Below are 11,291 nucleotides of genomic sequence, written 5' to 3'. Positions count from 1 at the left end.
TTGGAACATTAAAATCACCGCCTAAATAGAATCTACCTATAGGATAACAAAACAAAATGGATAATTGAGGGAAATGAGATAAAAAAAACAGGCTGTCGAGACTTTCTCGACAGCCTGAGGAACGGGATACCCGTTCCTTCTTTCTACTTCTATGACCTGTCCGATAACAAAGGATGCTGGAGCGCATCATACTCATTATCTTTATTTTTTAGTTCATTTCCTTCTCGAAAAACCTCTTCAAAAAAACGTGAAGCTGGTTTCGCAAGCGTTTTATAGTAATCGCTAAATAACATGGCTGCATGCTCGCCAGGCCATTCGTCAGGTAATAGTTGGGATGGAAGGCCCGGATCAATAAATAGAAACTTCCGGTACTCATGAACGAGCTTTGCGCGTTCTACAAAACAGTCGCCATCACTCATTTTCCCATTTTCGATTTTACTACGATCGATCACATATCGCTCACTATACATTTTAATAAACTCACGGTATCGATTGCTTATTTCATTCAAATCCCAGCATTCATTGACAATGGCATGGCTTTCGTGTGGACCTTTATAATCAGCAACAAAGAAATGAACGTAGTCATTAATTTCATACTTATCGATCAGCCATTTCACCTGTTCTTCAAGGTGATTAGGTGAAAGCCATAAGCTAGCGGATGAACTGCCGAACCCGCTCCAAACAAGCTCTTTACGTAGCTCATCTCGAATATGTCGCTTCTCTTCAGGGATGGTATAAAGAAACATACGCCATCTTCCATCCCATTCTGCTGGCCGGAGCTTAAATATTCTCTCAGCCGCCTCATCCATTCTCCTAATCCCACGTTCTGTTAAATAGTAGAAACTCTTATTTCCTTCTTTCCTTGCTTCCACCCAGCCCTGCTTACTCATTCGTGAAATCGCCGCTCGAACAGATTGGTCATTGTGCCCAAACTCTTTTAGAAGACGAATCAAACTACCAATCCAAATATCATTTCCATAGTGTCTAACATACTCTCCATACAATGTAAAAATCATGGAGCGTGTATTCAAAGATTCGCTCATCATCATACCTCCGCTTGCTTAAAGCATTCCGAAATAAAAACGCGGTTCAAATATGATGTTATACTACCAGAGCCTTTCCTCTTCTGCAACAACTACTCCCCTTTAAAAATTGGTTTCCTTTTTTCTGCAAAGGCATCTAATGCTTCAAGACGGTCATTCGTTGGGATTGTTACTTCATAAGCTTTCGATTCAATTGCCATTCCTGTATGACGATCCACATTCATACCTTCTCGGACAGCAAACTTCGCCTGCTGCACAGCAATTGGAGCATTTTGGCAGATTTCTTGTGCTAACTCTTCACATTTTTTAAGCAAGTCTTCAAGTGGTACGACCCCGTTTAGAATACCACTTTCGTAAGCCTCTTCTGATGTTAATTTTCGTGCTGTTAACACCAATTCCATCGCTTTCGCTGTGCCAATTAGACGAGGTAAACGCTGGGTTCCTCCCGCTCCCGGTATGATACCTAGACTTGTTTCGGTTAAGCCCATTTTTGTTCCTTCGACGGCATAGCGAAAATCACACGCAAGAGCAAGCTCAAAACCTCCACCAAAAGCAAACCCATTCAATGCTGCGATTGTTGGCTGAGGAAGTGATTCAACAGAAGAAAACACTTCTCGGATTTTTTTTACGTTGCGGCGGACTTCACTGTCAGAGAGTGTTCTTCTTTCTTTCAAATCAGCTCCTGCACTGAAAGCCTTTTCACCAGCTCCTAAAAAAATAACAGCACGAACCTCACGATCTGAATAGATATCGTCAACTATTCCCTGCAGTACTGAAAGGGTTTCGTAATTAAAACAGTTTAGAACTTCTGGTCGATTTAAAGTTACGTATCCAACATGGTTTTTCACTTCATATGTAACAACTGACATTTGAAGACCTCCTTCTATAGTAGTAAGCATAGGAAAGAGCCGGGAAGGCCGTTTACCAGCCTCCACGGCTACTTTCGCTCTATAGCATCTATTCAAGATTTACCCCCGGTTTCCTGCTTTTATCTCTCGCTCTCTTAACTCCCCTGGAAAACTGGTTTACGCTTCTCGGTAAATGCTAGAAGACCTTCCTTATGATCTTTCGTTTGACCAGCTTCGGCCTGCGCCACAGCTTCCATTTCAAGCACCTCATCAAGGGTACTTTCCCAGCTGCGGAGTAAGCTCTGTTTAATGAGAGTTACCGCTTTGGGCGGAAGGCTAGCTAGGCGGTTTGCAAACTGATTAATTCCTTTCTCCCATTGTTCATTAGAAAAAATTTGCGTCACAAGTCCAAGCTCCTTAGCATCTGGAGCACTTACTTTGTCTCCAAGCAGCGCAAGTTCTAGCGCTTTCGCATGACCAATCAGGCGCGGAAGAAAATAGGTACTCCCAGAATCAGGCACAAGGCCAACATGAACAAATGCTTCAATAAAGCTTGCGTTTTCATGAGCTAATCGAAAATCACACGCAAGAGCAAGACTCATGCCTGCACCTGCCGCTACACCGTTAACTGCAGCAATGACCGGTTTAGAAGAAGAGGTAATTTCTTTTACCATCGGATTATAAGTAGCCCTTAGCATTTCACCATGATCCACATCTTCTTCAACGCCACCTAAATCCTGACCTGAGCAAAAAGCTCTTCCATTACCTGTGATCACCACACAGCGAGCTTCATTATCGTTATTCGCTAGCTTCATCGCTTCCGTTATTTCTTGATTCATTTTAAATGTAAACGCATTCAATTTATTCGGTCGATTTAACCGAATCCAACTTACGCGATCCTTTACTTCATATTCAATCGTTTCAAACATTCCTTGCACCTCACTTTATTTTGTATCTGCTGTTTCTCCAACTTCTTCGCCAATCATTAGTGTTACTAGATCGCCAGCAAAACTCATTAGATCTTTACCTGAAGCCTTACCTTCTTGAGACTTCATTCCCGCTTTCATCGATTCATGATCTTCATAGTACATTTCACACATCAAATAATAGTCGCTTTTGCCCATAGGTGAGCCAACAATCTTTGTCACTTCCATTTTTTTCAGTCCAGGGATTTTAGCTGTAATTGGGGCGTGCGTATTAAAATAATGCTCATCGAATTTCTGGGCGTTCTCCGGCTGTTTATACAATGCGATCACTTTAACCATCATTCATCAACCTTTCTTATTTTAATTAAATGGCTCTTTTCTAATAGATTGTTGCTTTTGAATCAATTATTGAATAAAAACCACACTTCGCTAATTGTAGCGGAAGGATGCTCACCGCCCGCCCCGCGGAAAGGGAGCATCCTGGAGCGGAAATGAACCACTTATCTAAAAACAACAATAACTACGAAAAGAGCTAATTAAATTGATACAGGCTTCATCGCTTCAAATGGGTTTTTACACGACTTACAATACAAAATACTTCGACAAGCTGCTGGTCCAAAAATATTATCCATTGTTGTATAAACTGATCCACAATATGGACACGGCACATGCCATTCCCCTTCCACACGGGCTTCAGGTGGCGCAATACCAAACTTTTTCAATTCCTGCTTCCCCTTTTCCGAAACAAGTTCGGTTGTCCATATGGGATGCCGAATAAATGCAACAGATAAAGAATTCACTTCAGGAATACTTTCTACAGCAAGCTCGATATTCCTTTTGATGATTTCTAATGCAGGACATCCCGAGAATGTTGGCATCACTTCAATTGTGACTCGATCATTATAAACAGAAACGTTGTGGATCATCCCAAGGTCCACTACGCTTACAACAGGAATTTCCGGATCTTTTACCGTATCAAGCACCTTCATCACTTTCTCTTTAAGTATCATCCCCTTCCCCTCCTCACCACTCCGCTGTTGCGACAGATTGATATACTTCTGACAACGTAGCAAGCGCTTCCGCTAAATGGGGTGTGTGAATGCCATTTCGACCATCCCCCTGTTTCATTTTCATAGAATACTGGATGTTTTCTTTATTTAAGTAAACCATCCATCGTTCCTTAAGGACCTCTTCACTTTCAATAAGCGAAAGCCTCTCCATTCGATCACCAATACGCCCGTATGAAAAAACACCACCTAACTCTGCAAATACAATGCTCATTGCTTCTTCCATTCTACTTTTCGCTTCAGCTGTACTACTGATAAGCTGCTTAAACCAAACTTCCCAATGCATCATATGGTAGCTCATCTCAATGGAGATCTTTTGAACAATGTGTTGCAGTGGCTCATAAGATGATTTCTTAATTGAATCAAGTCGAACCTTTTTGGCCAGCGTATAGAAGTAATTTCGAACAACCGTAAATGCCCAATCATATGATGGATTTTCTAAATAAGTCCCCGTTCCATTCGGCAACTCTACAAGAATGGCATTTCGAAAATAGTCAGGAGAGCGATTATGCGTTAAGTGATCTATCTTTCCTTCTCCAAGCTCTTCTAGTAATCCATAATAAAGTGCGGCATGCCCCATCAAATCCTGACTAATTGAAGCAAACGCTACATCTTCTTCAATATGAGGCGCAAGACCTAGCCATTCTGATCCACGGTATGCTAGCAGAAAATCATCATCTGCTAATTGATAGATCAGTTCAATTAAACACTCTCGGTATTCCAAAGACTCCATTAGCCTTCTCCCCCTCCCATGATGTCTTTTGCAGTAAGTTGCTCTTGCTCATACTGACGCCATTTTTTCTTTAAATACCCATAACCCTTCGTTTCTCGGTAACTCTTCTCTAAGTGCTTCACTGCCTCTTTTTCTTCCGAATTCATTCGTTTAATGTGGTCTCGCTTTACGACCCAGATATCAGCTGCCTGCTCACGTCGAAAGAAATTTTCCTTTGCCATAACAAAGGCAAGTTCCTCATTTGGCGCAAGAAGACTAAATTGATGCTGAAGTGCAGATGTATCCGTTTTTTTGCTAAACACCTCATAGACTTCATAAAAAGGACTACTCACGACAGATCACCTCGCAATATTTGATACCTTACTTGTTCCGAGCGCTTCCCTTACCCAACTGTTCATTTCATACGATCGCATTCGTAGCGCTAATCGCTCCTTCGATTTTGGACCATGTCCAGTCACAATTTTCTTGAATTCTTCCCAATCTGGCTGTTGATACTGCCATTCAGAAGTTTCTTCATCAAATTTCAGGGTGGGATCTGGAATCGTTAGACCTAGCGCCCATACTCGAGGAACATATTTTGTTAGAAATTCCTGCCTGAGCTGTTCATTCGTTTTGGTACGAAGCTTATAGCGCATATTTTTATCTTGATGACTGTGTCCTGTTTCGACGTTTGTTTTTGGCCCAAAAAACATTAATAACGAGGTCCACCATCTGTTAATAGAATCTTGTAATAAGGTACGTTGCTCCTTCGTTCCTTCAGCTAGCGCCATAATAATGCTTTCACCATGCTGAGCATGAAACACCTCTTCAGCACAAATGCGTTTTAAAGCACGGCCATAAGGTCCATAAGACGTTCCAAGCATCATCGTCTGCGATATAATTGCCGCACCGTCTACTAACCATGCAATCACACCAGCATCTCCCCACGTTGGGGCTTTCATATGAAAGACATTATGGAATTTCAATTTTCCTGAGAAAAGATCTTTCATAATATCATCACGATTTCTCCCTAGTGGTTCCATTAAATCTTCTGCTACTCGAAGCAATAGCTGACCATGGCCCATTTCATCCTGAACTTTCGCCATAATCGCAAGCTTTCGGTAGATAGATGGAGCTTTTGGAACCCATTCTTTTTCAGGTAAAGCTCCCATAATCTCGCTAATCCCATGCATGGATATCAAACGAATTAACGCTTCTCGATAGTCATCTGGCATCCAATCATCCGCTTCAATTTTTTCGCCACTATTGATCCGATTCATAAAATGATCCATTCTTTCGTTTGAAGTAATCACTATTGTGCGCACCTCCAATATAACGTTTATTTAACGTCATTATATTTTATTGTTATATAAATATCAATTGTTTTCTGATTATTCATAACAAAAGCCGATCCTAAATGGATCGGCTTTTGTCTTAAGCGTTTACTTGTTTACGAAGAGCTTTTCTTAATATTTTTCCAGTTGTATTCTTCGGCAATTCACTAATAAACTCTACAATCGTCGGACATTTATATTTTGCCAGATGCTCTTTACAATAGTTCATTACATCTTCTTCCGTCATCTGCTGCTTTGTGACAACAAAGGCTTGAACTGCCTCCCCGAAGTTCGGATCTGGGACGCCCACTACCGCTGTTTCAACGATATCAGGATGCTGATAAAGAACTTCTTCAACTTCTCTTGGATAGACATTATATCCGCCTACGATGACCATATCCTTTTTTCGATCTACAATATAGAAGTAGCCCTCTTCATCCATCCTCGCTAAATCACCAGTAAATAGCCAGCCTTCTTTCAGCGTTACTGCGGTATCCTCTGGCATTTTATAATAACCTTTCATCACATTTGGACCTTTAACAGCTAGCTCTCCAACCTCCCCTACCGGAACTTCCTGTCCTAGTTCATCAACGACTTTATTTTCAACATTCGTGATGTTCATACCAATCGAGCCTGCTTTACGGGGACGATCCAATGGATTGAAGCACGTAACAGGAGATGCTTCTGATAATCCGTATCCCTCTGAAATCCGAACTTGAAACTTTTCTTCAAAACGGTGTAGAAGAGCCACAGGTAACGAAGAACCTCCTGAAATACAAAGTCGAATATGCTGAAAATATTCAGCTCGACCTTCTGGGTATTGGTATAAGAAATTATACATGGTTGGTACTCCTGCAAAAATAGTAGCTTTGAATTTCTCAGCAACGCGGAAAACTTCTTGAGGACTGAACTTAGGAAGGATTAACAACGTCCCTCCAGAAATAAGAGGGGCATTCATTGAAACGGTCATGCAAAACACGTGAAACATAGGAAGGGCAGTAACCACAACGTCATTAGAAGAGATTTGAAGGTAAGAGCCAGTATCTGATGCATTACTAAATAAATTCTTATGAGAAAGCATCGCACCTTTTGGTTTTCCTGTTGTTCCAGATGTATACAGGATAACAGCCAAGTCATCTTCGTTTATCGTAACATCTGGAAAAACCTCGTTTTGATCTTCAATCATTTTTGTAAACGGTTTCAATTTTGTGTTTGCAATAACTTTCTCTTCTTTCCCCTCACCCGTATAAGCTACGAGAACGATATCAGTTAATTGATCGGCCATTTTTTCAACTAGAGGGAGTGCTTGTTCCAATGTAACAATTGCCTTCACGTCTCCATTATGAAGAAGATAGCCAATTTCATCTGGAGTATAAATAGGATTAATTGGAATAACGACTGCACCAGCTCTTAAGACACCGTAGTAAGCAATTAAAAACTCTGGTGAGTTCCCTAATATTAAAGCCACATGATCGTCTTTTTTAATTCCTTCTGCCAATAAATTTGTAGCAAAATCAGAAACCTTTTGATCAAGTTCTTTGTACAAAACAGCTTCATCCTGATAAATGTAAGCTTGTTTCTCAGGATAAGTCGCTGCTGTCTCTTTTAATTGCTGAGATAGATTCATTCGCTCTCCTCCTATATGAATGAGTAGTCATTCATTTTTAATTTTCTAAATATATTATATTGGAAGAAAATTTTGCTAGCAAGGGGAACAAAGAAAAGTTCATAAATTAATTCTCAACAAAAAAACGTTCTAAAATATTTAGAACAACTAGAAAGAGGCAACAAAAGAAGAAGGAGCTGGATTCCCAGCTCCTTTCTTTTAGTATAGAAGATCAATGAATTCCTTTTTTGTTATTTTCCCGAAATAATGAGATACGTCCACTTCTTGAAGAGCTTCTTCAAGCGATCCACGTTCATAGCGAACACCCAGTAGTTGGTTTTCTATTTCTTTCACGTCTCCGACGCCAAAGAAATCCCCAAAAATCGTAGCCTGTTCGATGTACCCCTTCTTTACTTCAAGACGAACATCTATTGACCCAATCGGAAAACGCTTTGAATGCTGAACGTTAAATTTTGGAGAGCGACCATAATTCCAATCCCAATTCTTATACCGTTCCTCCGCAATTTCATGGATGGCTTTCCAATCTTTTTCGGTTAAGTCATAAGAAGGAATTTCTTTTTCTCCTTCGAAAATATACTGAAGTAACGTTTGTTTAAATTGCTCACGCGTCATCTCTTGATCCATATGTTCACTAATATTTGTAACGCGACTGCGAATGGATTTAATGCCCTTCGATTCAATCTTCTCTTTATTTACTTTTAAAGCTTTCACTACATTTTCTAAGTTCACATTAAACATTAGCGTTCCATGACTATACATTCTCCCCTTGGTTGAAAACTGGGCATTACCTGATATTTTCTTCCCGTTCACTAACAAATCGTTTCGTCCACTGAGCTCCGCATCGACACCAAGTTTGCTAAGTGCCTTTACTACCGGATCGGTGAACTTCTTATAATTGTGAAAACTATTGCCGTCATCCTTCGTAATAATGCTAAAGCTTAGATTACCCGGATCGTTATAAACCGCGCCTCCACCCGAAAGACGACGAATGACATCCACACCATTCTCGCGTATGTAACTCGTATCAATTTGCTCAATGGTATTCTGATTTTTCCCAACAATAACTGTTGGATTCATCGAGTAAAATAACAAATAAGTTTCCTCAGGATCAAGCTCCTTCAAAATGTATTCCTCAATCGCTAGATTAATACCAGCATCCATAATGTTTTCATTATCTATATAAAGCATCCTTGTACCTCCTGTATGTTCTCTATCTCTATTCTAATGAATTGTTGGAAAGGAATCAAAACCTGATACTTATGTCCCCCCGACCAAAGTACGAAAAAGCACAACACCTCTACCCTTTCCTAGCTGTCTCCGTACGAATATTGTAAGCAAACGTACTTTGAGGAGGAGCAATATGAAAATCGTGTATTACGAAAAAGGTGAAATCCCCGTCGTCGTAGGGGCATCAAACTTAAACTCAAGCCTAACCATCGAACAAATCAAATCCGAAGGCGAAAAAAAATCCAAAGAACTAGCCCGCCTACTAGGCCGAGAAATCGGCTTCCTAATGGACATGAACGGAAAACTAGACGCAACGCTGGGGGAATAAAGAAAAGCGGAAGTGGGCGGTTAAATCCGCAGAATGTTGGAGACCTTTCGAATGAGACGCTTTTTGTCTCAATCGAAAGGGCGAAACAGCCCGAGGATTTGCCCACTGCAGCTAGACACGAAAAGCGGAAGTGGGCGGGTAGGTCCGACAAGCGCTGGAAGACGTATATTTGAACACGGTCTTTGTGTTCGGATGTACGTCTGAAGCGACTCGAGGACCTGCCCACTGCAGCTGGATCTACGAAAAGCGGAAACGAGCGTTTAGAAACGGAGATATTGGAGTTATTGAACGTAAACAAAAATTGCTCCATTTCTATCATTCAAAAAGCCAGAAGAAGGACTCCTTCTTCTGGCTTTTTACTATAACTCTTTTTCTGAATCCCAAACCAGTCCTGTAGAAGCAAGTACAACTTCCCCATCAAAGTATTGTTTTGCATCTTTTTGAAGATCCGATAACTCTCCAAAATGCGGAAGATGCGTTAACATAAGAGTGGAAACATTCGCTGCGCTTGCAATTGTTGCTGCATCCGTACTATTCATGTGCCCCATTTTAGAACCGTCCATATCCGCATAAAGGTTGCATTCTGAGATGAGTAAGTCAGCTCCAGCAGAAAAGACTTCGAACTCTTTTATATAGCTTGAATCTGCTGTAAACACTACGGTATGCTTTCCATCAGTTATGCGCATAGCAAAACATACAACCGGATGTTTTGTTTTTTGAAAAGTAATGGAAAACGGGCCAAGCTCTAAACGATCTTCTTCCGTGTAAGACCTCGCTTCGGTATAAGGCTTATGATCCAAACTATTAAAACCTGCTTCATCATGTGAATGACCATAGATCGGTAGCACAGGTAATTCAGATTTTGTTTTGGATTGAACCAAGCGCCCGTGATAAAGAACTCCTACATCTGCAATATGATCTGGATGGTAGTGACTAATGATGACACTATCGAGTTCTTCGACGGAAAGGTGATATTGAAGTTGTGCCAATACACCACTTCCACAATCAATTAACAAATTATAGCCTTCACTCTGGAAAAGATACCCTGCACTCGCTTCTCCAGCTTTAGGGTAACCTCCCCACGGACCTAATACAGTCATTTTCATTGTTTATCCCTCCCCTGCTTCTTCTTCTCTAATAAAGCGCGAGCCGTAAAGTGATCCGTTATAAGAACATTGGCATATCCACCTTCCAACGCCCCATAGATCGCTTCAACTTTCTTAGGACCACCAGCCGCCAAAATTGACTTTTCTTTTGTAGAAAGCTCTTGTAAATCAATTCCAATGGTGCGTTCATTTAATTCCTTATGAATGAGCTTCCCTTTTTCGTCAAAAAATCTCGAACAAATTTCACCAACAGATCTCGTATGAATGACTTCAAGCTCTTCTTTTGATACATAATCTGCCTGTACAATTACCGAGTCATTTGTTGGAATTCCAACACTAAATAAGGCAATATTCGCATTCCGACCCATATCAAGAACACGACGAATGTGTCTATCTTCTTCCATCGTTTGCTTTACAAGAAGATGGTCAACTATGGCAGGAACAGGTAAGAAATGGCTCGTAGCATGAAATGCACGGCCAAGCATTTGAATCACTTCGTAAGCATAGGTGTTGGTTTCAGAATAACTAATTCCACCATTTAATTGAACAACCGAAACGTTTTTCAGTAACTTATGACGAAGGTTTTTCCCAATCTCATTTAGCGTGGTCCCCCATGAAACACCAATCAAATCATTGTCTTGAATAGCTGTATTTAAATAATCAGCTGCAATTTTACCGATATGTTTTTTGACAAGATCATCCTCAAATTCAGGAACAATGGCGACTCTCGTTTCTACTAGTCCAAACAAATCAGCAAGTTCTGATGAAAGCATATGAACATCTTGTGATGGATCATGAATTTTAATTTCGACAACGCCTTCTGCTTTCGCTTGTTTTAATAAACGCGAAACCGTCGGCCTTGAAACCGCTAGTTTTTTTGCGATCTCCTGTTGACTATAGTCCAATTGATAGTATAAGCGGGCAGCTTCGACCACCTTTGTTAGTTTATCTTTATCCATAGCAACACCCGTGTATTCAAATATTTAATGGTTTTTAGTTAAGAAAAAGGCTTCCAGAAAGACCTTTTGCGCCTTCTGAAAGCCTTCCGCTCTTCAACTTAAGATACGATTATC

At 40.6% G+C, this 11,291-nt stretch carries 13 protein-coding genes; 1 reads left to right on the top strand and 12 read right to left on the bottom strand.

Translation table 11 applies throughout. From position 1 onward, the window contains the following. Window positions 1-149: 149 nt before the first annotated feature. The 10 genes from paaX to LCL91_RS17560 all read right to left on the bottom strand — a co-directional run bounded on the left by paaX (window position 150) and on the right by LCL91_RS17560 (window position 8,745). A complete protein-coding gene (gene paaX / locus LCL91_RS17605; protein ID WP_224884228.1) occupies window positions 150-1,043 on the bottom strand; it encodes a phenylacetic acid degradation operon negative regulatory protein PaaX in 894 nt (297 codons plus the stop codon). Between the two features lie 92 nt (window positions 1,044-1,135). Continuing rightward, window positions 1,136-1,912: an enoyl-CoA hydratase-related protein gene (locus LCL91_RS17600; protein WP_224884226.1), complete on the bottom strand. Its 777-nt coding sequence runs from the start codon at window positions 1,910-1,912 to the stop codon at window positions 1,136-1,138. A 134-nt stretch (window positions 1,913-2,046) separates the two neighbouring features. Then, window positions 2,047-2,820 carry an enoyl-CoA hydratase-related protein gene (locus LCL91_RS17595; protein ID WP_224884224.1) on the bottom strand — a complete coding sequence of 258 codons (774 nt, stop codon included), beginning with the start codon at window positions 2,818-2,820 and terminating at the stop codon, window positions 2,047-2,049. Between the two features lie 15 nt (window positions 2,821-2,835). Further along, window positions 2,836-3,156 carry an EthD family reductase gene (locus LCL91_RS17590; protein ID WP_098446477.1) on the bottom strand — a complete coding sequence of 107 codons (321 nt, stop codon included), beginning with the start codon at window positions 3,154-3,156 and terminating at the stop codon, window positions 2,836-2,838. 197 nt (window positions 3,157-3,353) lie between these two features. Further along, window positions 3,354-3,827 carry a 1,2-phenylacetyl-CoA epoxidase subunit PaaD gene (gene paaD, locus LCL91_RS17585; protein WP_224884222.1) on the bottom strand — a complete coding sequence of 158 codons (474 nt, stop codon included), beginning with the start codon at window positions 3,825-3,827 and terminating at the stop codon, window positions 3,354-3,356. Between the two features lie 13 nt (window positions 3,828-3,840). After that, window positions 3,841-4,617, bottom strand: coding sequence for a 1,2-phenylacetyl-CoA epoxidase subunit PaaC (gene paaC, locus LCL91_RS17580; protein ID WP_224884220.1), 777 nt, complete (start codon window positions 4,615-4,617; stop codon window positions 3,841-3,843). Further along, a complete protein-coding gene (paaB, locus tag LCL91_RS17575; protein WP_224884217.1) occupies window positions 4,617-4,949 on the bottom strand; it encodes a 1,2-phenylacetyl-CoA epoxidase subunit PaaB in 333 nt (110 codons plus the stop codon). Before paaB ends, paaC begins: the two co-directional genes overlap by 1 nt. A 6-nt stretch (window positions 4,950-4,955) precedes the next feature. Continuing rightward, window positions 4,956-5,888 (bottom strand): 1,2-phenylacetyl-CoA epoxidase subunit PaaA, encoded by a 933-nt coding sequence (paaA, locus tag LCL91_RS17570; RefSeq protein ID WP_224884236.1) that lies wholly within the window; start codon window positions 5,886-5,888, stop codon window positions 4,956-4,958. Window positions 5,889-6,030: 142 nt separating this feature from the next. Continuing rightward, window positions 6,031-7,557 (bottom strand): fatty acid--CoA ligase family protein, encoded by a 1,527-nt coding sequence (locus LCL91_RS17565; RefSeq protein ID WP_224884215.1) that lies wholly within the window; start codon window positions 7,555-7,557, stop codon window positions 6,031-6,033. 198 nt (window positions 7,558-7,755) lie between these two features. Beyond that, window positions 7,756-8,745 (bottom strand): lipoate--protein ligase, encoded by a 990-nt coding sequence (locus LCL91_RS17560; RefSeq protein WP_224884213.1) that lies wholly within the window; start codon window positions 8,743-8,745, stop codon window positions 7,756-7,758. A gap of 172 nt (window positions 8,746-8,917) precedes the next feature. Between LCL91_RS17560 and LCL91_RS17555 the strand changes: the two genes are divergently transcribed. Then, window positions 8,918-9,112, top strand: a complete 195-nt coding sequence (locus LCL91_RS17555) for a hypothetical protein (RefSeq protein ID WP_098446470.1) — start codon at window positions 8,918-8,920, stop codon at window positions 9,110-9,112. Between the two features lie 359 nt (window positions 9,113-9,471). Here LCL91_RS17555 and LCL91_RS17550 read toward each other — a convergent pair whose 3' ends face one another. Further along, window positions 9,472-10,218, bottom strand: coding sequence for an MBL fold metallo-hydrolase (locus tag LCL91_RS17550; RefSeq protein ID WP_224884211.1), 747 nt, complete (start codon window positions 10,216-10,218; stop codon window positions 9,472-9,474). Further along, a complete protein-coding gene (locus LCL91_RS17545) occupies window positions 10,215-11,177 on the bottom strand; it encodes a sugar-binding transcriptional regulator (protein ID WP_224884210.1) in 963 nt (320 codons plus the stop codon). Before LCL91_RS17545 ends, LCL91_RS17550 begins: the two co-directional genes overlap by 4 nt. Between the last annotated feature and the right edge of the window lie 114 nt (window positions 11,178-11,291).

Source organism: Guptibacillus hwajinpoensis, assembly GCF_020171785.1.
Classification (GTDB): Bacteria; Bacillota; Bacilli; order Bacillales; family Guptibacillaceae; genus Guptibacillus; species Guptibacillus sedimenti.
The sequence above is the reverse complement of the archived record's forward strand: the minus strand, read 5'-3'. Positions and strand labels throughout refer to the sequence as shown.

Excerpts from the sequence above, each read along its gene's own strand:
- paaX (WP_224884228.1), bottom strand. The coding sequence starts at position 1,043 with ATGAGCGAATCTTTGAATACACGCTCCATGATTTTTACATTGTATGGA.
- LCL91_RS17555 (WP_098446470.1), top strand. The coding sequence starts at position 8,918 with ATGAAAATCGTGTATTACGAAAAAGGTGAAATCCCCGTCGTCGTAGGG.
- LCL91_RS17595 (WP_224884224.1), bottom strand. The coding sequence starts at position 2,820 with ATGTTTGAAACGATTGAATATGAAGTAAAGGATCGCGTAAGTTGGATT.
- LCL91_RS17545 (WP_224884210.1), bottom strand. The coding sequence starts at position 11,177 with ATGGATAAAGATAAACTAACAAAGGTGGTCGAAGCTGCCCGCTTATAC.
- LCL91_RS17600 (WP_224884226.1), bottom strand. The coding sequence starts at position 1,912 with ATGTCAGTTGTTACATATGAAGTGAAAAACCATGTTGGATACGTAACT.
- LCL91_RS17590 (WP_098446477.1), bottom strand. The coding sequence starts at position 3,156 with ATGGTTAAAGTGATCGCATTGTATAAACAGCCGGAGAACGCCCAGAAA.
- paaC (WP_224884220.1), bottom strand. The coding sequence starts at position 4,617 with ATGGAGTCTTTGGAATACCGAGAGTGTTTAATTGAACTGATCTATCAA.
- LCL91_RS17565 (WP_224884215.1), bottom strand. The coding sequence starts at position 7,557 with ATGAATCTATCTCAGCAATTAAAAGAGACAGCAGCGACTTATCCTGAG.
- paaD (WP_224884222.1), bottom strand. The coding sequence starts at position 3,827 with ATGATACTTAAAGAGAAAGTGATGAAGGTGCTTGATACGGTAAAAGAT.
- LCL91_RS17550 (WP_224884211.1), bottom strand. The coding sequence starts at position 10,218 with ATGAAAATGACTGTATTAGGTCCGTGGGGAGGTTACCCTAAAGCTGGA.
- paaA (WP_224884236.1), bottom strand. The coding sequence starts at position 5,888 with ATGGATCATTTTATGAATCGGATCAATAGTGGCGAAAAAATTGAAGCG.
- LCL91_RS17560 (WP_224884213.1), bottom strand. The coding sequence starts at position 8,745 with ATGCTTTATATAGATAATGAAAACATTATGGATGCTGGTATTAATCTA.